The sequence below is a fragment of the Bradyrhizobium sp. WSM4873 genome (genome assembly GCF_055811355.1).
This window is the reverse complement of the sequence record NZ_JBVVPS010000044.1, coordinates 1-22,759: the sequence shown is the minus strand read 5'-3', so window position 1 is coordinate 22,759 and position 22,759 is coordinate 1. Positions and strand designations below refer to the sequence as shown.

Annotated in this window: 23 protein-coding genes and 3 pseudogenes; 14 read left to right on the top strand and 12 right to left on the bottom strand. The window is 58.4% G+C overall.

The annotated features are described in order from the left end of the window. Positions 1–691 precede the first annotated feature (691 nt). A complete protein-coding gene (locus AC0L21_RS34185; protein WP_473266091.1) occupies positions 692–1,021 on the bottom strand; it encodes a hypothetical protein in 330 nt (109 codons plus the stop codon). Positions 1,022–1,142: 121 nt separating this feature from the next. On the opposite strand from AC0L21_RS34185, the gene AC0L21_RS34180 reads away from it, so the two are divergent. The 4 genes from AC0L21_RS34180 to AC0L21_RS34165 all read left to right on the top strand — a co-directional run bounded on the left by AC0L21_RS34180 (position 1,143) and on the right by AC0L21_RS34165 (position 3,362). Further along, positions 1,143–1,508 carry a VanZ family protein gene (locus tag AC0L21_RS34180; RefSeq protein WP_473266089.1) on the top strand — a complete coding sequence of 122 codons (366 nt, stop codon included), beginning with the start codon at positions 1,143–1,145 and terminating at the stop codon, positions 1,506–1,508. A 517-nt stretch (positions 1,509–2,025) separates the two neighbouring features. After that, positions 2,026–2,337: a hypothetical protein gene (locus AC0L21_RS34175; protein ID WP_473266088.1), complete on the top strand. Its 312-nt coding sequence runs from the start codon at positions 2,026–2,028 to the stop codon at positions 2,335–2,337. Between the two features lie 160 nt (positions 2,338–2,497). Next, entirely contained in the window at positions 2,498–2,815 is a 318-nt protein-coding gene (locus tag AC0L21_RS34170; protein WP_473266086.1) for a hypothetical protein, read from the top strand. A 370-nt stretch (positions 2,816–3,185) separates the two neighbouring features. Further along, positions 3,186–3,362: a hypothetical protein gene (locus tag AC0L21_RS34165; RefSeq protein ID WP_007606697.1), complete on the top strand. Its 177-nt coding sequence runs from the start codon at positions 3,186–3,188 to the stop codon at positions 3,360–3,362. A 758-nt stretch (positions 3,363–4,120) separates the two neighbouring features. On the opposite strand, the gene AC0L21_RS34160 is transcribed toward AC0L21_RS34165, so the two are convergent. Then, complete coding sequence (locus tag AC0L21_RS34160; protein ID WP_473266085.1) at positions 4,121–4,291, bottom strand: hypothetical protein; 171 nt, start codon at positions 4,289–4,291, stop codon at positions 4,121–4,123. Positions 4,292–5,150: 859 nt separating this feature from the next. Here AC0L21_RS34160 and AC0L21_RS34155 point away from each other — a divergent pair. The 6 genes from AC0L21_RS34155 to AC0L21_RS34130 all read left to right on the top strand — a co-directional run bounded on the left by AC0L21_RS34155 (position 5,151) and on the right by AC0L21_RS34130 (position 12,514). Continuing rightward, on the top strand, positions 5,151–5,564 hold the full coding sequence (locus AC0L21_RS34155) for a VanZ family protein (protein ID WP_473266084.1): 414 nt from the start codon (positions 5,151–5,153) through the stop codon (positions 5,562–5,564). 977 nt (positions 5,565–6,541) lie between these two features. Further along, the gene (locus AC0L21_RS34150) at positions 6,542–6,667 is read left to right on the top strand and encodes a hypothetical protein (protein ID WP_473266082.1); all 126 of its coding nucleotides are present in this window, start codon (positions 6,542–6,544) and stop codon (positions 6,665–6,667) included. Positions 6,668–7,376: 709 nt separating this feature from the next. Then, positions 7,377–7,682 (top strand): hypothetical protein, encoded by a 306-nt coding sequence (locus AC0L21_RS34145; protein ID WP_473266080.1) that lies wholly within the window; start codon positions 7,377–7,379, stop codon positions 7,680–7,682. Between the two features lie 626 nt (positions 7,683–8,308). Next, positions 8,309–8,926: a LabA-like NYN domain-containing protein gene (locus AC0L21_RS34140; protein ID WP_007606694.1), complete on the top strand. Its 618-nt coding sequence runs from the start codon at positions 8,309–8,311 to the stop codon at positions 8,924–8,926. Between the two features lie 2,176 nt (positions 8,927–11,102). Then, positions 11,103–11,522, top strand: coding sequence for a hypothetical protein (locus tag AC0L21_RS34135; RefSeq protein WP_473266078.1), 420 nt, complete (start codon positions 11,103–11,105; stop codon positions 11,520–11,522). Between the two features lie 722 nt (positions 11,523–12,244). Continuing rightward, positions 12,245–12,514 carry a hypothetical protein gene (locus AC0L21_RS34130; RefSeq protein ID WP_473266077.1) on the top strand — a complete coding sequence of 90 codons (270 nt, stop codon included), beginning with the start codon at positions 12,245–12,247 and terminating at the stop codon, positions 12,512–12,514. A gap of 473 nt (positions 12,515–12,987) precedes the next feature. On the opposite strand, the gene AC0L21_RS34125 is transcribed toward AC0L21_RS34130, so the two are convergent. From AC0L21_RS34125 to AC0L21_RS34115, 3 genes are all read right to left on the bottom strand, one after another. Next, positions 12,988–13,257 carry a DUF7662 domain-containing protein gene (locus AC0L21_RS34125; protein WP_456765782.1) on the bottom strand — a complete coding sequence of 90 codons (270 nt, stop codon included), beginning with the start codon at positions 13,255–13,257 and terminating at the stop codon, positions 12,988–12,990. Between the two features lie 134 nt (positions 13,258–13,391). Then, a complete protein-coding gene (locus AC0L21_RS34120) occupies positions 13,392–13,568 on the bottom strand; it encodes a hypothetical protein (RefSeq protein ID WP_456765783.1) in 177 nt (58 codons plus the stop codon). Between the two features lie 55 nt (positions 13,569–13,623). After that, positions 13,624–13,785 carry a hypothetical protein gene (locus AC0L21_RS34115; protein WP_007606690.1) on the bottom strand — a complete coding sequence of 54 codons (162 nt, stop codon included), beginning with the start codon at positions 13,783–13,785 and terminating at the stop codon, positions 13,624–13,626. 1,479 nt (positions 13,786–15,264) lie between these two features. Here AC0L21_RS34115 and AC0L21_RS34110 point away from each other — a divergent pair. Then, on the top strand, positions 15,265–15,480 hold the full coding sequence (locus AC0L21_RS34110; protein WP_473266075.1) for a hypothetical protein: 216 nt from the start codon (positions 15,265–15,267) through the stop codon (positions 15,478–15,480). Positions 15,481–15,750: 270 nt separating this feature from the next. On the opposite strand, the gene AC0L21_RS34105 is transcribed toward AC0L21_RS34110, so the two are convergent. After that, positions 15,751–15,990, bottom strand: a complete 240-nt coding sequence (locus tag AC0L21_RS34105) for a hypothetical protein (protein WP_473266128.1) — start codon at positions 15,988–15,990, stop codon at positions 15,751–15,753. A gap of 625 nt (positions 15,991–16,615) precedes the next feature. Here AC0L21_RS34105 and AC0L21_RS34100 point away from each other — a divergent pair. Then, positions 16,616–16,863, top strand: a pseudogene (locus AC0L21_RS34100) (tyrosine-type recombinase/integrase); the annotation flags it as partial. A 196-nt stretch (positions 16,864–17,059) separates the two neighbouring features. Here the strand turns inward: AC0L21_RS34100 and AC0L21_RS34095 are convergent. From AC0L21_RS34095 to AC0L21_RS34080, 4 genes and pseudogenes are all read right to left on the bottom strand, one after another. Beyond that, positions 17,060–17,302 (bottom strand): transposase, encoded by a 243-nt coding sequence (locus AC0L21_RS34095; RefSeq protein ID WP_473266073.1) that lies wholly within the window; start codon positions 17,300–17,302, stop codon positions 17,060–17,062. Continuing rightward, positions 17,292–17,393, bottom strand: a pseudogene (locus AC0L21_RS34090) (hypothetical protein); the annotation flags it as partial. The gene AC0L21_RS34095 and the pseudogene AC0L21_RS34090, both read right to left, overlap by 11 nt. A 187-nt stretch (positions 17,394–17,580) precedes the next feature. Then, the gene (locus AC0L21_RS34085) at positions 17,581–18,216 is read right to left on the bottom strand and encodes a transposase (protein ID WP_473266071.1); all 636 of its coding nucleotides are present in this window, start codon (positions 18,214–18,216) and stop codon (positions 17,581–17,583) included. Further along, positions 18,216–18,494: a transposase gene (locus AC0L21_RS34080; RefSeq protein WP_473266070.1), complete on the bottom strand. Its 279-nt coding sequence runs from the start codon at positions 18,492–18,494 to the stop codon at positions 18,216–18,218. Before AC0L21_RS34080 ends, AC0L21_RS34085 begins: the two co-directional genes overlap by 1 nt. 373 nt (positions 18,495–18,867) lie before the next feature. Here AC0L21_RS34080 and AC0L21_RS34075 point away from each other — a divergent pair, with 373 nt between their 5' ends. Both AC0L21_RS34075 and AC0L21_RS34070 read left to right on the top strand, forming a co-directional pair. Next, on the top strand, positions 18,868–18,996 hold the full coding sequence (locus tag AC0L21_RS34075; protein ID WP_473266069.1) for a hypothetical protein: 129 nt from the start codon (positions 18,868–18,870) through the stop codon (positions 18,994–18,996). A gap of 208 nt (positions 18,997–19,204) precedes the next feature. Next, the gene (locus tag AC0L21_RS34070) at positions 19,205–19,396 is read left to right on the top strand and encodes a hypothetical protein (RefSeq protein ID WP_473266067.1); all 192 of its coding nucleotides are present in this window, start codon (positions 19,205–19,207) and stop codon (positions 19,394–19,396) included. A gap of 315 nt (positions 19,397–19,711) precedes the next feature. Here AC0L21_RS34070 and AC0L21_RS34065 read toward each other — a convergent pair whose 3' ends face one another. Both AC0L21_RS34065 and AC0L21_RS34060 read right to left on the bottom strand, forming a co-directional pair. Beyond that, a complete protein-coding gene (locus AC0L21_RS34065; protein WP_473266065.1) occupies positions 19,712–21,091 on the bottom strand; it encodes a TadE/TadG family type IV pilus assembly protein in 1,380 nt (459 codons plus the stop codon). A gap of 167 nt (positions 21,092–21,258) precedes the next feature. Further along, positions 21,259–21,525, bottom strand: a pseudogene (locus AC0L21_RS34060) (transposase); the annotation flags it as partial. Positions 21,526–22,759: the final 1,234 nt, after the last annotated feature.

Here is a 22,759-nt window from a genome sequence, read left to right as displayed (position 1 = left end):
GCTTTTGAGCCTCAGGCTTTGGAGCATACGGGTCGCGCCAGTGACGAGGAATGAAATCAGGTGTTTGGCTAGGACGGCTAATCGGAGGAGCGGGAAGAGGTCCCTGCTCTGCAGCTATGAAGCTCACCTCCGTTATCTGCTTCGGCAGATCCAGGTCATTCCCTACAAGAGTTTCCAGCCTATCGGATTTCTTCGTGCTCGCAGCCGACGCCGGTGCAGCGAATACTAGAAGCACCTCTGACTGAGGGGGTGGATCCGACCTGCTGCCCCCAGCGGCGATCGCGCAGATTGCAACTGAGCCAAGCACCCCAAGTACAATAGCTTTTGGCATTTGCCAGTCCCCACATTGGCAATCTTAATAAGATGCCACGAAATGGGTCCGGAATGAGGCGAAACTTGCCATTTTGGTTAATTCGAAAGCGGGGCATTTGGCGACTAGTAGCACTGGCTCACCGAAATCAGGCAAAACCTGCCTGAAATCCGCCGACAAAGCGACTGGGACGACCGAAAGATAACCCGGCGGTCCGAGTCGAAATCCGATCAAATCCGGCCCCAGTCCGAATCACTGGAGCGCGCGCGGCGCAGCCGCCGATGGTGCTTCTGTTCTTTCAGCGCATCCTGAACGCGTCAAAGGCGTGCGCCAAAAAGATCACGACACTCAGGAAGGCCAACGTGGCAATTGCCATCTCTGTCATGGCCTCACCCATTTTCTCGAGATGCCCAGAAGAGCCGCCTGCACGAATTGTTCGTAAAGTACATTGATAAGCGCCAGCATGACCACATCCCGTTGTTTATCATCGCGTGGAACGTTAGGGTGGGAGTGTTTCAGGATCGCTTCGTTGCGCCCGGAAATGGTTTCTCCGCCACGGCGAAGGGGCTGGCCTATGGTGCCCCGACGCGGCGCCCGTAAGCTCTCGACGGCGATCCTGAACTTCTTGGACTGGCGCCGCCGCCGGTCCGTGTCTGCTACCCCAACCCATTCGGCTTCGGCACTGCGCCTATCAGTGTTCTTATACAACACGCCCCTTTCCGTTTTCGGCGACGCGCAGCCGCAAAGGACGGGTGTCTTGTCGGGCCGTTGCAGGCATGGCCTACGATGTTCTTGACAGCCACCACGCGAAAGCCTCTGAGGAGTGGACGGCGTGTGCAGAAGGCACTATTTTCGCGACATGATGCGGAAATTAATCATTTTGATTGCCTGGTGCGGCCTCGGATCCATCGCCTTTGTAACACTCTCTCCGATCGGCTTGCGCCCTGAATTAGGATCTGCCGGGTTCGAGCGTTTCGCAGCTTACGGTGCCCTCGGCGTTCTCTTCGTAGTGGCATATCCTCGCCAATTCACAATGGTGATGGTATTCATATTCGGTGTGGCCGTTTCGCTCGAGCTGCTGCAACATCTCACGCCTGACCGCCATGGCCACATCGCGGACGCTGCGCAAAAGGTTATCGGCGGGCTTGTTGGTTCGAGCGCCGCGAAGTTCGCCCATCTGTGGCGAGACCGATCCTGAAAACGGCTACCGCGCCGGCGTTAGGGCTAGCCATGCAATTGCGTGGGCAAGCGTATCAGGCACCGGCTGTGGGAGTGCGTTAATGCATGCGTTCATTGCTCTCTAGTTTCTATTGTCGCGGTGGCCTCGCCGCGACTCGGTTTGCTTATCTGTCAAGTGCCGGCGGCCGGCGCCGGACTAAGCGCGTGGCGATATACCCTATGCCAAATGCTGCTGCACTGGTGGTCGCTTCATACTCGTCGCAGCCGCCACGGATAAGACGACGCGACCATCTACTGGTGGAGAATGAGATTTTGCTCGCACGGACTCACCGAAGAGACCTCGGCAAAAGACAACCCTGCTTGCCGCCAAGTCTCCCCTGCTTACCATCTTGTTGGCCGCTACCCGCTGTGGTGACGCCCTCACAGCGCTTATTGGCGATTGGCGTCCCCAATCAGGCAGGTTCGTCCGAAGTGCCTAATGGACGCTGCGGCGCGAACGACGTGCACCGAAAGACTATTGTGACTAGGAGTTAATTTTGGGCTGGATCGCAAATCTACTCCGCATTCCGGACATCGGCCTGCGACCTCGGGACGGCACCCACGTGGACCTACAGCCGTTATCGGCGCGCGGCGCTCGATGGTTGAAGCACAACCTGTTTCGCTTCCCCGGTGCGGTCTGGTCCCGCAAGCGGGATTGTGTGGAATTGGCAGAGGGCGACGTTATCGCATTGCATCTCGTGGTCGAGCGCCTGAAAGAGGCTGGTGTTCGGGTGCGATTCTATGGGCGGCTTCGGCGCTGGGACGGGAAGGCGCCGGTGTGGACCTTGCTGGTGCGTGGAAAACGATGATCCGGCGGCGTCGAAGTCCATTGGCTCATCCACGCTCTGCAAAGCCGTGCGGCCGGTTAACCTGCAAGCCCCGCATCAATGTTAATCCGCGAGTTTGGTTGTGTGCGTTCTACTCCGCGCTAAGATTCGCTTACCGGACATTGCATCGCCCGGGCCCACCATGGCGAAAGTCGGCGCGCTCTCATATTCGGCGCGTCGTCTTCGTTCGTCCAACAACGCGCGCGAGTTGATTTTGCAGAGGCCGTCAAAGGAACCGCTCGATCTCGTCGAAATGCGTCGAGAGATTAGCGTCCTGCGAAGCCGCCATTCGGAAAATGGCCGCGTCACGAACCTTTTGAACAAGCTGATGATCAAGGTTGCACATCTCATGGAGCCGGAGAACGCCGCTCACGCCGAACAGCTGCGCAAAGCTTACGAAAGAACGATGGCAGAGGTGGAGAGAGCCGTCGCGCACAATGAACCCAAGCCGTCCAGGTAAGCCTAATCATATTGCAGTAAAGCGCCACTTCATCGGAGGGTACCTACAGTCGTGAAAGAGCTTTCGTTTCGCGTACGGGCGCTTTTGCTGCGAGGGGTCGCTTGCCATTGCCAGGCGGCGCCGCCCAACTTTGCCAGAGGCACGGGTATTAGAACGAGGGCCGGCAATCGCTACTGGGTCTCTCTCGATGCTACTGGCTCGGTTGCGGGCAGGTACGGCGTACCAATAAACTCACCGCGCGCCCTTCAGACGCCACCGCGAGAGGTATTCTGCGACCTCCTTTGGACTGAAGATCAAGGTTGCCTTGAGCTGAGCTGAAAATTATGATCGCCGTCCTTTTGAAGAAAAATAATAGTGCGGAGGGCGTCGTATGACCGGGTTCGAAGCCAAGCTTGAACGTTTTGAATGCCTCGCCACTGAATGCGAATTGATCGCTGAGCGAGCGAATGAAAACGATCGACAGCTGTACCTACGCGCTGGCCAGCGTTATCGCGATTTGGCAAAGGATATGCGCGAACTGATCGCTTCCTTCGACATCGCCGCGTAAAGTACAGCGTTCTGCTTAGCGGGAAGCTGTTCAACGGCCCACACATCCGTCCCCGAGGCGACTAGGGGTCTTGCGCCCGGTGAGTGGTTCAGCGCAGCCGATGGGGTATTAGAGGACCCCAGCCTAAAACAGATCTTTGAGGCGCGTTGAAGCATGGTTACGCGCTGGTCACGCCTGCTTAGCCGGGGGTGCAAGTCAATCTGCCTACCGTTCCGGCGGCCTAAGTCGCTTTGAGCGCTCACGTCGGCGATCAGAAATATGCTCGCGAACGCCGTAGCCAACGCCAAACCCGGCACCGAAGATAAGCAAGATGACGACAACGTCTGCCATTCGATGCGTTCGCCGCTTCCGAGAGAATGCCAGAAGTGGGCCGCCAGCTTACCAGCCAATCCGCTGGCGGCCCGTGCCAGTGCTGAAAATTCTGGCCTTAGGCGGTCAGACGACTGGCACAACGATACTGCTGTGGACGTCAGGCGACTTGCAAGACTGCGCTGGGATTAAGGTAACGCAGCAAGGTTACCCGGATCCTTCGCACGCGGTGTCCGAAGCGTTCTCGCGCTAACAGTGGCCAGCCGAAGTCTCTCCCTGAGAAGGAGAACTTCTTCGTATTTTTTCTCAGTTTGCAATTTTGTCGCCAAACGCGCGATTTGGTTGTTGTTGAGGAGTTGGACGCGCGCAGCAATATTCGTGTGCTTATTCGACATAGACCACCCCCACTGCGTTGTGTTCCAGGCACTTTGTATGGCTGTTCCAAGGTTTCAAGACATCGCATACCACCCGTTGGGAAGCGGGATGAATGGCCAGTACGCGACTTCAAGATTGTCGTTCGCGGCGGCGGGCTTCGTCGCAGCTGTCGGATCGGCGACTGCTTCTTCCACCTGGGCGACACTCGCCGCGGTGCGCGCGGCGCGCCTAAAATCGATTTGCATGAACAAAGCTCCCCGTCGGAAGCGCGATTAAATTTGTAGTGTACTAAAAAGGGTCGATAAGAATTAAGACAGGACGATATATCGGGTTCGCGTCGCAAGCAATAGTAGCTCGGCTCTGACTTAAGTCGAATTCCGCCGTCGCGCAGCCGCGCCGTACAGAACGCGAATTCACCGAGCGCCCTTCAGACGACACGACGTCGAGCACGTCGTCATCACGCCGTTGTCGCACCTAATGCAAGCCTTGACGCATTGATCATAGTTCTTCGGATCAAAAGGCGAGAACATTTTTGCAGCGCATGCATTCGTCGAGTTCGTGACGTCTTCCTCACGCGAGCAGGCCGAAAGCCCCGCAGCGACGGCGAGGATAACAACCGCACGGATTATTCGCTTTCGAGCGCGCTTCACGTTGGGTCAGACCAGGGCGTGCTGGACCGAAGCTACCTGTCTTGGAGACTTCGAGTGCATGGCGGCGAGATATCGAGATGTCGTTACTGCGGCAAAAGCGACGATAATAGCAAAGGCGACCCTGAAAACAATAAAAGCGGTACGAGGACCAATCATGTTTGAAGCGCTCCACCCCAGGGGCGCTCCCGGCAATCACCTTAGCGACATGGTCCCCAACAAATCAAGCTTCGTCTGACGGCTCGGAAGGAGCTTGGCGAACTTACGAATGCCGGAGCCGGCCGTGTAAGTGTCCACTTTTGAACAGTTCGCCCACCGGAAGCTGTGAGCCCGACGCTGCGCGCTTCTGCTCGACAATCCAGAGCACGTTGAGATGCGAGTTCACTGCTTGCGCTCGAGCGGTTCAAATTGATTGCCGGATCTAATTAGGGCAGTCCTGCTTTCCGATTAAGGATATTTGAATTCCAACGGCGCATGGAAGCCGAGGCGGCGTATTGTTGTCCTTATGCGTTTGAACCGCCAACTGACGATTCTGACGGGAGTGGGCCTTGCTCTGACAACGTACGCAGCAGTGGCCGCGCTGAAAGGCTGGCCGGTCATCGGCGGGCACCACTACGACGATCGCGTGATGCTCATTGAGCGATTGTCCGTATGGGCCCTTTTTGGATCTGCGTTATCGCTCCTTTTGCCGGGCAGGATGATGATCGTTTGCGGCTTTCTCATAGTGACTTCACTCGCAATAGAACTGTCGCAAATCGTTCGCCCTGACCGCTATCCCAGCCTCTTCCACGCTGCGCAGAAAATCCTAAGCGGCATCGTGGGTGCAGCGACCGCACAAATCGTTCTTATGTTCTTGCCGCGTCCTCCATAGTCGGTCGAATTGCCTCTCATTGCCAAGTAACACTAACGCACAGTTGTTCTTGCGCCGCTCGACAACGGGCCCGATGCTTCATGCAGTCGCGAAGTCGTCCTCGTCTTGCGTAACGGCGGCTTCGCGGCGAGGGGTCGCCGCCCCCTCGGTCGGCGATCCCGCCCACAATGCTGCTGAGGTTCGGAGGCAAAGTGTGTGTTGAATGGACGGGTTTTGAACGGCGACGCGTCACACGCAAAACTGTCGACCAGACAGTCATGCTCTCGCTCGCAGGCGGAGCGACAGTCACGCGCTGCGCGATGTAACCTCTCAGTTTTTGGGGCGGCCTACTTCTAGAAAATGCTCCGATCCGTCGACTAACTTCGACCTATCGTTCGACCATTTTCGAACAGGCCTCGCCTGCCACCTCATATGGCGTCGCGATGATCTCGCCGGGGTGGCGTTTGTCCATAAGCGTGCCGCGATCTAACGCCGGTGCAGCGCGCGCTGATCGCGAAGCGGAGTTATGAGGTGCACGGGTCGGCAAAGTCGCCTAGGTCCTGATCTTGACCGGGTTGCCGGGACGTCACTGGATAAAAGCGCCGAACTGGACGGGCAGGCGGCGATGCCGCGCGGCTCGCCCCGGGCTCTCTAGGCAGAAAGAGCTGCATCGGCAGTCCGATGATGATACCTGTCTGGTCAGCTCCGACGTTGCTCATCCCAATGTCGGAGTTAGGACCGCGTTGAAGGCGCCACCTCGACGCGGTCCGCCATTATTGACCGAAGCATTACACAGCGGTCGCACAGCTAACGTGCCTTGCAAGCCCCGCCTCTGCTGATCAGAACGTGCGGCCGAAGCCTACTACTCCGTCCATGCTCCCGGGCTGGTGCGGGGCAGGCTACGTCGACGCATTCTGCCCAGCTTTGCGGCGAGTCTTGCGCCCGATCCCGATCCGGCTGTCCTGGCAGCGGTGCAGGCCCCACAGATCACCCCAGCGGTGAACTTCCGCACGCCGATAAAACTGCGCATCATGGAGCACAGGCGGGAGCCTTCAAGGCTGGTGGTGATCGCCAAGCCGATCGAAGCAAAAGATGGCAAGGTTACGGTGGTCTACAAGGAGTGAGCGCAAAACGCTGGAGCTGCAAAGGCAGCGTCGACCATTTCGAAGTTCCGGTCTAAGGAGCCGAGAGCTCACGTGCCCTTCCCTCTTGCTCACCACCTACCCAGTGCCCCGGAATTGTACAGTCGCCGAGCTTGCGCTTCCCTGTTGCCGATGTGATGGATTGAGCGCGACATCGAATGCAATATAGCATGACAAGGCTCCGACTCCGTGCCGCGGACTGATTGGGGTTGTGAGTACAAGGTCCAGTCCAGCTGCGGCTGCAAAGGGGCGAGGCGCCGACCATCGCACCAAACTTCCACGGGGCTTCTTCTTCGCAGCGGCCCTCCCTTTGCTTCTACTTCCGCGCGCAGTCTCAAATCCAAACTCAAGGCATAGCCGAGCTCGTCGAGCACGTATCCTGATAGATCATCATGATAGTTCGCTCGCCGAACGGCTCTCTGTGCGTATGTCAATTAAACTGACATAGGTTTGGGATTGCCAGATTTTCCCGGCAGTCGTCAGATTCTTGTTGGCAGAAGCGAGTCAACTTGGCATGCTCCTGTGACCGGGGCTCGCACGTTCATCTCGCATCTATTTACACCCGGGACTGAAGCAACGGCAACGCTGCGGCAGCTGTTTTAGTACGTGTTGTTTAGATCAACCAATGAACTTCTGAGGCCGCCTTTAGGTGGCCTCTTCGTTGGGAATTCAATTCTGCAGGGATATTGCAATGGCAAAACCAGCCGTTTCCCGGGATGCTTTTTTTGGACTATTCGCTTTATACGCGACGAAGGCTCATCACGATCACAAAGCCGAAGCCGAGAAATGCCTTTTGAGGTTGTTCGGGTCTGCTGAATACATTCCTGATCGCTCGCTGCAGCAATGCTCTGAAAAAGCCGATCTACTCGGTCCAGAAAACGTCGGTAGTGTAGTGGGGCCGCGCGCCCCTGAACTCGCGAGCGGCGGCACGCGGTACGACCATGCCAGTGATTTTCTCCACTCGCTCCTGAGAGACCTCGGGAGAAAAATGCAGTGATCAGATGCGCCGTTTCCGCGCGCTCTTGCCGCGCCTCTGATCAACTTTGACCGCATAGGAAGTCTTCTGCCCTCACGCAGTTCGTTAGACCGGCGCGTTCGCCTATTAGCCCCTCGACTTTAACCTGCGCCTTCTCCCTTGGGTCCGGGGAGGTGCGCGGCGCCTCAATCTTCGAGGCGAGCGACCAGGCCGCTGGAGAAATTTGATTCCGATAAGGAGCGGTCAATAACATCTGGAAGATTGCCTTGCTGGCGCTGTAACGAGCTGCAGTCCTGCTGAACTCGCTGCCAATCAACAAAGGGGTGCCTGATCGGTCAATGACGGACCATCGCCAGGCACGACCGCGCCTATGTTTCGACAGATCAAAGAGAGCAAAAGCGTCAGCGTTCATCTATGGATACCTTGAATGCGCACTTGGAAATAAGCCAGGACACATTGCGAAATCTGACGGGGAGAACTTTCGGGCAACGCTGGGGTTCCACGCCCGGATACATATGATATTAGTTGAAGATTAAAACGTTCGTTGCTACTCGACGATCTCCGGTAGCTATCCATGCGACCGAAAATTTTGCGTTGCGAATTTACGGGATGCTTCAACTCCGACTTGCCCCACCGAAAGCCTACAGATGTCTCATTTACCTGCCGACAAGATCGCGCTCTTCATCGATGGAGCCAATCTCTACGCGACGGCGAAAACTCTGGGCTTCGACATCGATTACAAGCGCCTGCTGAAGGAGTTTCAGAGCCGCGGGACGCTGCTGAGGGCGTTCTACTACACCGCGATCATCGAGGATCAGGAGTACTCCTCGATCCGGCCGCTGATCGACTGGCTCGACTACAACGGCTACACCGTCGTCACCAAGGCGACCAAGGAGTTCATCGACGCCTCCGGCCGCCGCAAGGTCAAGGGCAACATGGACATCGAGCTCGCCGTGAACGCCATGGAGCTCGCCGAGCACATCGACCAGATGGTGCTGTTCTCGGGTGACGGCGACTTCCGCTCTCTGGTCGAGGCCGTTCAGCGCCGCGGCGTGCGGGTCACCGTGATTTCCACGATCGCCAGCCAGCCGCCGATGATCGCCGACGAGCTGCGCCGTCAGGCCGACGTCTTCACCGACCTCGTCGAGCTGCAGTCCAAGCTCGGTCGCGACCCGTCCGAACGCCCCGCCCCGCGTGATCGTGAAGCGCGTGGACACATGCCAAAATTCTTGCAGGAGCCGAAGGGAAACGACCCACACGACTAGACCCTGAAGGCGGCGCCCGCATTCCGCAAGTGCGGATGGGCCGGTGGCATTTGTCGCTTTGAGCTATCTTCGCGATGGCTCGATATCGCTTGCGTGAAAGGGGGCGGCATCCGGCATCATATTTTGCTGGCGAAGCGAACCTGCTGTGGCTCTGAAGAACCCCGACGCAATTGCCGTCATCGTGACCGCCCTCCGGCATACTCACGGCGACGAAGCTGCGCGAGCCATGCTGATCGGCGGCATGAGCTTGGCCGCCTGACAGAGGCGACGTTCTCCGCACCGGTCGAGCGACGCGATGCCGTTCGATACATCAATTTGCCACCTCGAACGTCCGCCAGCCGCTCGGACGCTGACATCTGTTGCAAATGAGGGTTGGTGCCGTGTCCGTGCCGCCGCCTTGCGCCATTGCTGGTCCCCCAAAAGGTGAGAACAATAATTCCAATGGCCGGCGTTTACACCTCCGGACGAGTACCGGGGGCCCGATCGAAAATAGGCCCCGCCAGCGTGAGCCGCTATTGATGCTGAACCGAGACTCAGTTTTGATCTCCATCATTGCGGCCAAATGCCTGGGGGAGGCGATCGTGAACGGCGAAGCCGGATGCACCGTTTGTAGCCAAGCTCGACTGCTCAAAGCTGTTTTCCCCGTCACCAAAGGCTACGAACTGAAGCGTTATGAATGCGCTAGTTGCGGCAGCGATCTGTGGCTAGTTACGAGAGTGTCCCGATCATCAGCGCCTAAGCAGCAAAGCGGAAGATCCCGACGAGGTACGCGGCTCAAGACCATCGAAGCGGCCTTGAAAGGCGCCGCTCGTGCCGCAGCTAATCAAAAACCGAAAGCCCCGCCAGCGTGACTGGTCCCCGCAGCTTTTCCATTTCTGTACGATCAGCCGCGGCGTTCCGATTGCCATTGGAGAATGAGATTTCCCGCCCACCCGCAGGGCAGCCGCGACAGGCACCATTATGATACCGATCGCTCAGACCTCCCTGGCGGTGTGAATTAACTCGCCGCCATGCCGACTTGCACCGGGGACGCGACCCCGACCTCGCACGAAGCCATTTCCCGGCCCCGCGAAATCTTGCTGAAACAGAGGGGGTCGAAAGTGGCGTAATCGAACACGGGGATGCCATGTTAGTCCTGATGAACCTGATCTGGCGGCGCCTTGCCTACACCATGCTGACCGGTATGCGGTCCAAGCTTATGCGCCAATGACGAGAAGGGCAGCCGCGTAAGAAGGCATCCGTGCCGCGTCAAGGACGGTCCGCCAGCCCGCCCCGGAGCCCTCCCCCTGGGCGCCAGGATTCAAGGAGCCGGCGGGCTCCGTACCAAAGGGTATCCGTTAGACTGGCAGCATCGAAGCCGCGACATTCGGGGCGATGCCACCCCGTTCCACAGGTGCGCATTTCAGTCAGGTTTGCCAAAAAGCCGCCCCAGGACGGGAAAGACCTGGAGCCGAATACGTTCCCTAGCCGCGCCAGGCCGATTCACGCTCGCCGCCACGACACTTGGATACCGGCATTCGGCTTCGGAAGGCACCTTGCGAGATGCGCGAGATGGGCCTCCGCGAATGTCCTGGTCCACTGCCATTGCGGCCATCACGTTGCACTAAGGGCCGATCGTTGGGCCGGACCACGTTCGCTTCTCTGATGTCGAGCCGCGGTTTGTGTGCGCCGGATGCGGCAACCGAGTGGCTGGGGGTCAGACCAATTTCACAGCCGCAAGCCGCAGCCTCTCAAGCGCTCGCTAGCCAACCCGTATTTTCCCAAGACAAGGCGCCCCAGCTTGCGTAATGCGCGTTTACGCACTCGCGGCCCGACGCGTCCTTGTCCGGTAAGACGCGCCGGGCCTAACCATTCCCTGCTTTCCCCGTAAGGTTTGGCTGAGCCAGCATAGAGCGATTCTACAGGCGATTTATACGTCTACGTCTCTGTGCAGCGCTCCTCTCGCTTCGGAGCAAAAATCCCATGTCTCGGGCCACACGTTTGACGGACGCGATATACCTCCCAAGCTCGGTTGCGATTTCACCCGCGGTCGAGCCAACGTTGACCATTTTGATCAGCATCTGTACCTCGCCCTTGGTCCACTGCTTAGGTTTGTGGTTTCGCACGCGCCAGCTCCGGTTCGCCCGGAGCGGAGATTAGCAGAATCGTTCCACTCCTGGAACGAAATGCCCACTGCGTGGATTTCGGTTCCACCGAATTTGTATTTGCAAACGAGACGAAGCTGGGGCAGAATTTTCTGCACCGGGGCTGGCTTCATATTTCACTTGGTTCTTTTAACCCGGCTGCATTGACCACGCGGGGCCGCAGCGATTTAACCTCCCGCTGCGGCCTTCGCCGTATGGCCGCCAGCGTGACCGGCGGTGGGTTGTCCGAAGATGGCGCTCGAAGCGCCTGCTTAGCTTTGCTTCCCGTGCATGCAGGCGATCACGAACTCCCGCTTTGCGCCACCTTGTCCCTTTCCTCTTCCGCCCACACTCGAAAAACCACGTTCGGTGGCGAGCTGCTGGCATTTCTCCAATTTTTGCGGGTTGCGAGGCGCGCCCTGCTGAGCCTGTACAGCGCCTGCGACCAAAGCCAGAGCAATGAAAGCAAATAATGCCCACCTCGCTACCTGCAGTTGATCAAATCGCTACAAGAAAATAGCGGCCTGCCTCGGCATCATCCCCAATCAAAGCAAGCATACGACAATAACTCGCCCTTGGATTGTAGCATGGCAATGCTGGCATGAGCCGGCGGGCTTTGGGGTATATTTTTAAAAGCGAACTGAACCTTCACCCGCGCGCCTATACTGACGAGTATCCGGGATTTTTGCTAATCCCGTCCCGGGGCTGGACGGATATCAAGCCGCCGGGACAAGGTATTGTCTGCCCGGCGGCTCTATTCTGCCCGCTCAGGGGAGCACCTGCGTGAGCCGGCGGAGCTTCAAGCGACTTTCTCCCACCTACGATAAGCGGTAGCTCGCCCGCGTTCCGAGCTACTAGGAATCGACAATTTGCGAGATTCCTAAGATGCCAGCTTTGCTGGCGGCATGCGCGCTCGTCGATATTCGAAATGGTCTGGCCATTATCCGCCCCGCAGCCCTGCGGAATGGCTGGCCGACATGTGACCTGCAGCATCCAACGCCTAAACGGCCATTGCGATCGCAGGGTCGACGTGCGGCTCGACACACTCCCGCAAGCTCAGCCGTGGTCGCGGGTCGGCTTGCGTCTCGTCTGCTCAGCATGCGGCGCCGCAGGATCTGTGCATATCTCCCAAACTGGCATGACAGTCGCGGGCAAGTCAGGCCAAGCATGGGCGCTTGAGGTTTTGATTCCAGCGATGAAGCACGTCACCGAGCGCCGTTTTGCCAATCCGGAAGCCGCCGCGCGTCAGCTCGTTCAGCTGGCTTCGGGCATCGAGGCGGTACAGGACGGCAGAATCCATATCGAGAAGATCAACTACCCATTCCTCTACACGCTTAAGGCAAGCGGGGCAGAGTTCGGCGCCGGCATCAGGGGCGCTGTCGAGAAGGGCTGGCTGGAGCTGCACGAGAGCGGTACCTACGTGCGGCTGCTTAGGCCGAGCGAGGATTTGCTGGCGAAGGAATGACGTGGTCCGTTTGACGAGCCGATCGCGCTGCCAGACGGCGAGTACATCAGCAGCCTGCTAAGAAAAGAACACCCCGCGCCTGAACGGCAAGCCGATGGTAGCGCTAATCCTCGTGGAAGGCGGCGGCCCGACGATGTGCGCTCGTATTGGCGTCATGCGCGCTGCACAATCGGCTCCGCTATCAAAAGCCCCCCGCTTAACTTGCGTGAAGGCACCCTTCCGGCGCGCGTTGTATCCACCCGAATGTTGGGGGACCGAATCAATGCTGAAGCGAGTGGCCAGAGCCGAGCAGCATCCACGCTGCGATAACTGCGAATCCCGACAATCCTGAGAACCTTCATTCTCGACACCCAGTCCGGTCGCGAAGTCGGGGTGTACCAATGCCCCAACTGCGCCAAGCTGCACTGGAAAAACTGACGCAGATCAAGACGAAACGCGCGACCCTAATTAGCTGGTGAGGTGAGGCGCTGCGATCAGCTCGGCTTCGCTCCACGTTCGAATTCAACCGTCAGATTTTTTAGCGAGACCTTGACGGCGAACCCAGCATCGAGCCAAGCGCGTGCTTGACTGTGACCCGCGCGGACGTTCTCGTTGCTCCACCACGAGGTGAACTTTCGAGCCGACGCCGGGAGCTTGCGTCCTAGGACGTCCTCTATTTCGGCGAACGTTAGCCGAACGATCGGTCCACGCTCATTCGACAGCCGAACATGCAGTGGGTGGTAAATGGAATTTCTAGGGTTCATGGCCTCAACACCGCAAATGTAAAGCCTTCATCATAGAACATCCGCGCGGCGCTGCACTGATGGCAGACCGCCTAGACCTCGCAATAGCGGCAGTGCCTGCGGCTGAGAAGGCGCCCGCCCAATCAAGGGCGGCCTTACTCGTTCTCGGTTTGGGAAATTGCGCGTTCCAGCTCGGCTGCCAAGATCGTGTAGTGCGCGACGACCCTCGCGAAGGCTTCGCGCTTGATGACGGACTTTGCGGCGTCTCTCAATTGCTCGCACTTCACGATCTGCTCGCGCAGTGTCGCAAGATGTTCGAGCATGTCTTTCATCGCGTTCCCCAACGGGAACACGCTAACGGCGAAGTCGGAAACCTGCAATCGGGCCTCAGTGCTCGGTCCGGCCGAGCTTTCGACGCGACTGTGCCAGCTGCTTGTCGAGCTGCTCCTCGACGAACAGCAGGACGAGGCGTCGAGTGTCCCTGTCGGTGATGTTCTGAAAGGCTTTGATCAGGCGCAGCATCTGCAGATCTTCAACTGGTTGGGTCACGGCAAGACCTCATCGGAAAAGCGGCACATTAAAATATGTTTAATTATGCCGCTATTATTGCCGAAAAGAAACATGGAATTTGATTGAAAGTTAAACACCGCCGGCTCGCCGCCCAGAGCTGGCGGAGCGGCCCCGGCCACCCTCAAGAGCCCCCTGAAGCCGGGGCCGTGTCTCCTTCGACGGAGGGAGTATTTAGCCTTGCTCGATGTTTCGTGCGGCCAATTCCTGGTCCAGCTGCTTCAAGCGAACGAGTAGATTTTCAACGATCTCCATGCAGTCAGAATGCCTCAACGAATGCACGCCACGCGCCGCCAGCTCGCGCTCCAATATTGTAGCCACTATGCTTTGAATGCTCACTAATCCCCCGCAGGAAAACATTTGCGCCGCCAGATACGGCTCAACAAAGAATTGGGTTCACTCAGGGGAAAGGCCGCAGCGTGGTTGCAGCCCCACTGCGGCCATCCCAGGCAACTGCAAATAGCTTGGTGCTCAAATCTCGCCGGTGTTCCGACAGTAAACACCCCGTTCCGAAAATGGACTCCATACAACTACCGGTGGCGCCTTGTCACATTAGAGCGAACATGGCACGGCTTGGCTTCCAGCCCCCAATGCTCCCCACTGCCGATTCAAATGGGGATCAGAGCGCCGGAGCCTCGAGAGTGAAGGTCGCAGGAACGGCTAAAGGGCTGCTCCTGCGACCGACGCCGCGGCGTTCCGCACGGCTCCGGCGTGCTAGCATGGCGACCGACCAGCGTGAACCGGTGGGACCCGATTAGATCACTGCGGAGGCTTCTTCGTTGCGGTTGGTGGCTTCGCTGTGCCGCTCTTCGGGGTACCATAATTCGCCGTGGTACGAGAGCCATAGCCCCCAGGCTTACCATCCATTTTGTTAGCCGATGCTGGCGATGTCATGAACCCGGCGGCGATCACAGCGCCTCCGAATGCAAGAATTACGAACAGGGCAAAAGCTCTCATAATCGACATTTGCTGCTCCAATATGCATTTTTAAAAAGCCGTCACGTCGAGATGTACGTAGTTCGGCAACCTATCCCAGACCAACCTTGCCAGCGAGTCTTTCCTCGGGGCAGAGGCCCGCCAGCGTGAACCAGCGAGCCGCAACTCGCCCTTAACGCGATTGACGCAAGCTACCCGACGGGACGGGGCCCTGGGGGACTTTGTGCTTGTGGTTGAGGACCCGCCAGCTTCAGCCAGCCCCGGCGGGTCGCCCCACACCTTGACTGTTAAGCCTGTGCCGATTGTGAAATAGATCATATTGCGAGCCAGATATGCTGCGATACGATCATTACACCGGGGCTGGCTGATATTTCACTTAGTCCTTTTCACCCGGACCCTTTGACCGCGCGGGCCGCAGCAGCAGTCCCCTGCTGCGGCCTTCGTGTCCACGGCGCTTAGCGCGATCAATCTGGCCGCCGTACTTTGTACCATGACTTCGGCGTCCTGTGCCATTGGAGAAGGATTGTGTCCAAACAGAAAAATTGCCTGATCGTTCGTGCTGCAGGAAGACAACTGGACCTGTTACGCGGCGAAGCCTCCCGCATCGCGAAAGGCGGTAACGTCGATTGGTGGATCGATCAGGCGGAGGTCGGCACTCGCTTCTGCTTCGAGGATGCAAAAGCAAAGGAGTCATTCGCTCTGGCTTGTGACAACTTCGGTATTCCCTGCCAAGACGGCTAGCCCGCAGTCGATGCTGTAAGCCGGGCGGTGGGACCGCGCACCATCATAGAAGTCCAGCGCTAATGCGGCCCCCGTGCCCGGAGGGCCGCACCTGACCGCAAGCACGGGAATCGAGCCCGTCGGCGCCGGCGCCGACAGCGGGTCACGAAGCAACGCAACGGCCGAGATGAGGACGAAGCTGTTCCGGTCTGAACTCGTTCGCACCCGCTCTGAGGGCACGCCCTGAGATCAGATTGCGCTGTGTAGAGCGCGCCTGAATGGGACGCGAGATCAGAACCAGCTGCGGTTATTTTGGAAGCATGCCTGTTTGATGCGGTCCCAGATGAAATCCCCGCCGCCGCAGGGTGGACGGGGGCGCGAGGTCGCCGGGCATTCGTTCCGAACCTTGGCTCCCATACCCCAGCCGTCAACGACACATGCCCCACCGCTTGTCCTATGACAGCCCTCGCCACAGCCACCCGCTGCGTGCGCCCCACTAGCAGCAACGAGAACCGTGGTCGTGAGGAGCATTCCTTGTAAAAGTTTTATCACTGCCAGACTCCTTGAAAGCGAATGACCCGAGCGAGAAGGAAAAGATCATAACTCCTGCCGTGCCGCTTAGCTACGATCAGCGCGGCGCGAGCGTCCCGGTTCGAAGCTGTTGATCCAGCATTTTACAACCTGTGGAAAAAGCCGTTAGGTCAGCGCAGCTGCGGTTTTCGAATCATCCACCTGTGTCCGTACTGGAGGGACGTTCTGTTCCAGGTGCGCGTGTGAGCCACTTTTTCTCAGTCCTGCTCTTGCTGACGAACTTGATGCTGACGCTATGTTTCGGCGTCGCGGCGTGGGGCGTTTCCGATGAGGGCGCGCTGGTAAGACCGTGGGAATGGCGTATGGCTGGATGCAACCCTCGGCCAACATTTTTGATCTCGCGCGCTGCTGAGCGCAGGCGACCACCTGCCCCGCTATGCGCCGCGACGCTGCTACGCTCTCAAGCGCAAGCCGGTCCTGAAGCATCTGACGTCTAGAGTGGGTCAAATCGGTCTTGTCATAGCTCGAAATGACACAAGTACGTCTCCAATCGTCTAGAAGCGGACGCGGGATTGGAAGGGCTCCGGGCTGAAAATGACCAGCCTCATTAGCTGAGGAGGTCCCCATGACCGATATCCCAAGCACCATCCCTGCTGTCTCGAAACACGTTCCTTGGAACAAGGGCAAGATCGTCGGCGAAAGCCGCCGCTCCGTCCGAAGCACGTCTGGTCGATCCGAACCAAGCTCCAGGTCGAAGGCCGAATGCGCGATCTGGCACTGTTCAACGTCGCCATCGATAGCAAGTTGCGCGGCTGCGACGTCGTAGCCTTGAAAGTCGATGACCTTGCGCCGGGCGGATACACCAACGAGCGCGTCTGGCGTCCGCTCCGGGTCTTGGTCGTGTAAAAACGCTGTTGCATGACGCGGACCGGCGCGGTCGAACTCAGGCTATCGCGGTCCGATCAATTTGGGCAAGTTTTACGGCCGCTCGACCAGAACTCATCCTGAGGCAATGTCGGGGCTCTTTTACGCGCCCCATAAACCGCAACGGCGCGCGGCAACGCCCGTATCACGCCCTCACCGCCGCCAGCAGCGGTTTCATCCCGACGATGTTCAGCACGCGTGTCAGATTGTAGCCGAGCACGCACAGCGCCATCTCGGTCGCAACTTTCGGCAGCGTCACGCACAAGAAGTGCGTCGCGCCCATGCGCATCTTCAGTGTGCCGAACGGATGCTCGACGGTCTCGCGGCGTGTGCGCATGGCGTTTGGATCTTGTCGAGCCGCGCCTGAGCGGTTCGAGAACGTCCTCATGCACCCATCGCTTGATACGGCGTTGTGGGCTCGGCGTGCACTTCGATTTGAGTGGACAGGTTTTGCAGGCGTTCGTCCAATAGTTGCGCAGCTTCTGGCCGTCTTCGTCGTTGGTATAATAATATTTGAGTTTCTCACCGGCAGGTCAGCGATAAACATCCTCATTTGGCAGATAAGCAAAGTCCTGTTTGCCGAAGCGTCCCGAAGCCTTCGCACTCGATGTCATCGGCTTGGGCAAAGTCACCGTGATGCCAGATTGCTCGCACGCCACGATTTCTTCACCCTTGAAGTAGCCGCGATCGGCGACAACATCGAGCGTCGGCCTCACGAACGGCTTTGGCTTGCCGGGCTATATTTGCAAGTTGCGACCGGTCTGAGCCGCTTGTTGTCACCTCGTGCGCGACGATCAGATGGTTTTCTGTATCGACCGCCGTCTGCACGTTGTAGCCGACGACGCCAGAACCACGGCCGCTCGTGGCCATCGAACGGCTGTCGGGATCAGTGAACGTTATCTGCTGATCGGGCGACGCCAGAACCTGTTTTTCAATCGCTGCGAGTTTCGCCATTTCAACGGTCAGATTTTTGAGCCGTTCTTTGATCCGCGTCTTTTTTAACTCCAGTGTTTCCGACGGCTCCTGCCGGTCGGCGGTATCGAGCTGAGCGAGATAGCGCGCAACACTCTCCTCCAATTGCGTGCGCCGCCGCTCGACTTTGCCGCGCGTGAAGTTCTTATCGCGATTATTGACTGCTTTGAATTTGCTGCCGTCGATCGCAACGCTGGTTGTCGCGAGCAAGCCCATCTTGCGGCACACCTCGACGAAGCGCGCGCAGGCCTTTTTGATGCCGGGACCATTGTCCTTGCGGGAATCGGCAATCGTTTTGTGATCGGGCGCAAGCCTGGCGAGCAGCCACATCACTTCGACGTTGCGGCCAGCTTCACGCTCAAGCCGGGGCTCGAATGCGCACGGTTGAGATAACCGTAAATGTAGAGCCCTAAGAGCGCGGCCGGATGATACGACGGCCTACCTGTGCCGGCAGGCTCAACGCCACCGAACCCAAGTTCAGCCAGATCGAGGGCTGCAACGAAGGCGTCGATCACGCGAACCGGATTGTCATCTGCAACCCAGTCGTCCAGGCATTCCGGCAACAAAGTAGATTGCCCGCGATCAGCTCCTTGAACAAAACGAGCCATGCCAGCCCCCGCCGATTCAGTGCGGGAATCATAGCAGGCACGGCGTTTCCACACAGCCAGGGTCAGAAGCAGTCCAGGACCAGCTGCTCGCAGAAGGTCAGCGATGGGCCAAATCCTGACATTGATGCTGCGAACAATCCTCTCCCAGTCCCGCCTAAAATTGAGAGCAGCGCGACTGCGAGCCCGGTTAAGCTGAAAGGGCCGATGGAGGGGCACGCTTGTTAAGGTCCGGAGCCCCCGCCGCAGGTCCCTTCACTGTTGATCGGGCTCGATTCCGCGCCGCAATGGGCAGACGATGGCTTAAGGCCGGCGGGGTATGCCCTTGTTTTGGCCGCGCAGCTGCATTGAATGGCAAGCCGGGTTTGGGGAGAGCATGAAACAGCAGCGGGAGACAACACCCTTATGGGTGTGGGTTGCATTCGTCCTGATCGGAGTTGGCGTAGGCATTTACGTGACCGGCTACGTGATGATCGAAGAGATGATCGCCTCCTTTAAAAAGTGATGTTCAAAACCATGATTTGATCGGGGCGAGCGCGGTTTGCCGCAATCAGGACGGGAAGGCAGCGCGCCGTTGCATGGTTCTTCATCACGTTGCCTCCTCCTTACTCAAAAAGCGAGCCAGTTTGATGGTATTTTGAGCGCCCTCTACATTGCCTTCGTGATCAGGGAACCTAACATGGTCCTTGGTGCATCACAGTTCTGGAGATTTCATGAAATACATTGCCGTTATCACAGCCGCTGCGCTGGCAGCAGCGATTGCCACGCCTGCGCTTGCAGGGAGTGCGACGCAGAGCCCCGAGTGGCTCGCGAGGCAGAAGGTTTGCAAGAAGGAGGCTTCTGCGCAGGGGCTCCATCTGTCGAAGAAGCGGGCGTATGTCAAAGAATGCATGGCTAAAGGATAGCATTCACCAGCATCGCATCAACAACCCCGCTTCGGCGGGGTTTTTTTTCGTCCGTCGTTTGTCGCCACTATCCTCGCCCGCTTCATGAGCTTCGTGAGCACTCTTTCGCGGCTCAATTTGGAGCTTTGTGCAAACTGCGACGTATTACGTCCGTGCCATCAGCGACACCCCGCTCTGCCTCTCGATTCAGGAGCAAACCGGAATATTTCAAAAGTGATCTGCATCGGATCGATGACGTCCAACGTTTTCGCCAGGGGTGGCTTGTCGCTACCTTGCTTCGTCAGGGTCAGGATCAAGCAAAATGCACAGGTGCGTCTATTTTGAAACGCGCAACTTGGAGATCGACGTGCCGATCTGGGTGAAGGCGGTGTCGATCTCACTCGGGTTGCTCAGCATGAAGAAGTTTGCCGAGCCGCTCGCACATTTGGGCAGCACGGGCGACACGCCGGTCCCGTCATCAAGCTGGACCGTGTAGATGGTTGTGTTCTTAGCCTTGACCGCGGCGCACAGAGTCTCCATCCGCGTGTCGATCTTGCCGCGCTCGGTCGAGGACGAGGTCATGGACCCGTCGCCGTTCCAGCGGTTGACCGTGTTCTGGCCGTCGGTGAACAGGATGATCACGTGCTGGTACACGTTGTTGACGTTCTCGGCCGGTGCGTTCAGCGGCGCCTGCTGCAGCAGCGATAGCCAGCCCCAGTGCAGGCCGATGGTCTGATTGGTGCCGCCGTTCGCCGACATCGCGTCGATAGTACTCTTGACGGTGCTGGGTGTGCTGGTCAGCGCCAGCATCTTGGCAGGGCAATACGGGTCCTGGTCGGCGACAAATTGAGTCGTCAGCGCCGATGGCCACGCGTCGGAGACGTCATAGCTCTGATCGCGATCGGAGACGCAGCCGTTCCAGTTGGAAGTCGAAGGCGAGCCGACGGAATGGCTCCAGGTGTAGCCGTGCCCCTTGCACATCGCCATCGTATACCAGGAGCTCCGGCCGCTGCTGCAGTAGGAGTTGCCGGACGAATCCTCCGACCTAGGGTCCCATAGATCCCAGCGCAGCCACGCGGCCGAGGCCTTATCGGTGCCGACGTTGACGGCGCTCGCGAAAGGAATCACGGAGAGCATGACGTCGCCCGGGGTTTTCGCCAGCGCCGCGAGCTTGTCGACAAGGTTCTTGGATGCGGTCTTCAGGTTGCTGATCTTGGTGCCCGCCATCGAGCCGGTGTTGTCGAGCACGAGCGCTACGCGCAGCAGACTGTTCCCCCAAGTCGAAGTCGAGCCGACGCTGAAGTCGAGGGTTGGAAACCCGGCAATCTGCATAAACTGGCTCTTGATTTCCCCCGACGCGGTCATCGTCACCGTCGATCCCTTGCCGCCGTTGTTGGCCGTGTAGGTGGCGGATGCCTTGACGTTCTGGCTGTCGGTCTGGGTATAGAGTGCGGCGAAGTAAGCCGCGCCAGCGGTCGGGACTTGGTCAGCCGTGATCTTGCCGTCGGACAGGTTCTTGGCGACCATTAACGCGGCCGAATCTAGTGCACCCTGCATCGCGGTGCGGGCGCGGGTGGCACGGCTGTAGTCGATCGCAGCGCCAACGAACGATAAGATCGGCAACAAGGCAATGGCAAAGATGACTGCGATATTGCCGCGCTCATCCCGGGCGAAGCGACCTAAAGGGATGGCGGCGGAAGAAGGGCTCAAGTTCATCGGGCATCCCCTGCAACCTCCAATAGGCAGGAGACTCTAAAGCATACGTTAAGTTAGAAGCGAAAAAGCTGACTAACTGCCTTCAGCACGCGGCTCAGCCATGGGAACGACGAGTTCCGGTGTGGGTCTTGGTTGTGTGGAAACGGATAGCTCAAAGGCGGTCGTGGTCGACAAGCCTCACGTTCCAGGCGGCGACTGGATTGCACCCGATTGAGATAACCGTAGATGTAAAGCTTCAGAAGGACCGCAGGATGATAGGAGGGCCGGCCCGTCTCCTTGGCGATCACACGCTCGAACCCCAGTTTATGCAGATCGAGCGCCGCGACGAACGCATCGATCACATGGACCGCGTTGTCCTCGCTCACCCAATCCTCCAGGCAGTCCGGCAAGAGCGTCAGCTGGGATCTGTCCGCGCCTTCAACGAAGCGTCCCATCCGTATCCCCCAATCAGGAAGTGGAGGAATCGTAGCCGACTCGTGGCTTTTCACACAGCCAGGGTCAAAAGCTGACGGTCGGTGGGCAGCGGGCCAAGGTCCGCGATGGGCCCGTTGCTGACTTTGCCGTCAACGCCGCTCGCGTCCGGTCTTGGAGGGGCGAGCGGACCAGAACGCGCTTGCCGCTCAGCAGGAAGCAATCTCAAGAATCTGGCCGCCCTTGTCGGCGCCGGGGATGACGACTTTTGCCTCTATAATTCGGCTCATCACTCCGTCTCCAACGTAACGAGCCGATTTCCGCCGCGGCATGACTGGAGCGCTCCAAGAGCCTTCCGGGACCAGTTCTGTAAGGACGGATCGCTTCTCCTGAGCGCTGGACTGGCTCAGAACATCAAGCGCGGCTTGCGCGCCACGCACATGATCACCTTTCCAAGCGAAACCGGGTCCATCATATCGGGGCAGGCGAAGAGAGCTTAGAAATGGCTCGACGCGCTCAGCGGGCGCTTCCGGATGATACTCAATTTGCCGAAACCGCCGACGAACACACTTCACCCTCTCGCCTTGAACCGCTGCCGTTGGAAGCATCCCAAAACCGTCGCTGATCGGCCTGACGGCATCCTGCACCGATACTGGATTTCCTGTCTCAGAGCTGACCCAGAACTCGATCGTCCTCTCAGACAGATCCTCGCGCGCGCATGTCGCGTCCTCGCGCAATCGTGTCGACGCTCTTGACCCGCTTGATGTCGGGAAGGAGCATCGCGTTCAACTTCGCCGTGGCAGCTTCGGCTTCGGCTATAATTGTCAGGAGAGCGAGAAGGCGGGGCCAAATTTCCGCTGCTCCCTCCTGAAGCAAAGAAGCTACGCGGCGGTTCTCCTGGTTTTGCGCTCTGATTTGAGCAAGCTGCCGCGTGTGAGGCTCTGCCTCCTTAGCGGCTTCGCTTTTGCGGCAGCGGTCGAAAGTTCACCTCTTGGTGGAGCCGTTTACGCCATCCAGCTGGCACCTTCGGTAACGCCAGAACTGTCGACGAAAGCAGAAGAAAGAACCCTTTGAGAATTGAGCCCCTCAGTCGTCCCTGGCCATCGTGAAACCTGATTAGGAACTCCCGTGCCTTGCGACGATTGCTTGTCCATATATGGAAGGAAAGAGCATGGTCCGGACGTCGATAATCGTTGCAGTAGCCTCGTTAGTACTTTCCGCAGGCACATTCGCTCAAGGTGGCGGTGGGGGCGGAGG

Excerpts from the sequence above, each read along its gene's own strand:
- AC0L21_RS34170 (WP_473266086.1), top strand. The coding sequence starts at position 2,498 with ATGGCGAAAGTCGGCGCGCTCTCATATTCGGCGCGTCGTCTTCGTTCG.
- AC0L21_RS34165 (WP_007606697.1), top strand. The coding sequence starts at position 3,186 with ATGACCGGGTTCGAAGCCAAGCTTGAACGTTTTGAATGCCTCGCCACT.
- AC0L21_RS34160 (WP_473266085.1), bottom strand. The coding sequence starts at position 4,291 with ATGCAAATCGATTTTAGGCGCGCCGCGCGCACCGCGGCGAGTGTCGCC.
- AC0L21_RS34145 (WP_473266080.1), top strand. The coding sequence starts at position 7,377 with ATGGCAAAACCAGCCGTTTCCCGGGATGCTTTTTTTGGACTATTCGCT.
- AC0L21_RS34140 (WP_007606694.1), top strand. The coding sequence starts at position 8,309 with ATGTCTCATTTACCTGCCGACAAGATCGCGCTCTTCATCGATGGAGCC.
- AC0L21_RS34130 (WP_473266077.1), top strand. The coding sequence starts at position 12,245 with ATGAAGCACGTCACCGAGCGCCGTTTTGCCAATCCGGAAGCCGCCGCG.
- AC0L21_RS34125 (WP_456765782.1), bottom strand. The coding sequence starts at position 13,257 with ATGAACCCTAGAAATTCCATTTACCACCCACTGCATGTTCGGCTGTCG.
- AC0L21_RS34120 (WP_456765783.1), bottom strand. The coding sequence starts at position 13,568 with ATGAAAGACATGCTCGAACATCTTGCGACACTGCGCGAGCAGATCGTG.
- AC0L21_RS34105 (WP_473266128.1), bottom strand. The coding sequence starts at position 15,990 with ATGCTCCTCACGACCACGGTTCTCGTTGCTGCTAGTGGGGCGCACGCA.
- AC0L21_RS34095 (WP_473266073.1), bottom strand. The coding sequence starts at position 17,302 with ATGAGGACGTTCTCGAACCGCTCAGGCGCGGCTCGACAAGATCCAAAC.
- AC0L21_RS34085 (WP_473266071.1), bottom strand. The coding sequence starts at position 18,216 with ATGTGGCTGCTCGCCAGGCTTGCGCCCGATCACAAAACGATTGCCGAT.
- AC0L21_RS34080 (WP_473266070.1), bottom strand. The coding sequence starts at position 18,494 with ATGGCTCGTTTTGTTCAAGGAGCTGATCGCGGGCAATCTACTTTGTTG.
- AC0L21_RS34075 (WP_473266069.1), top strand. The coding sequence starts at position 18,868 with ATGAAACAGCAGCGGGAGACAACACCCTTATGGGTGTGGGTTGCATTC.
- AC0L21_RS34070 (WP_473266067.1), top strand. The coding sequence starts at position 19,205 with ATGAAATACATTGCCGTTATCACAGCCGCTGCGCTGGCAGCAGCGATT.
- AC0L21_RS34065 (WP_473266065.1), bottom strand. The coding sequence starts at position 21,091 with ATGAACTTGAGCCCTTCTTCCGCCGCCATCCCTTTAGGTCGCTTCGCC.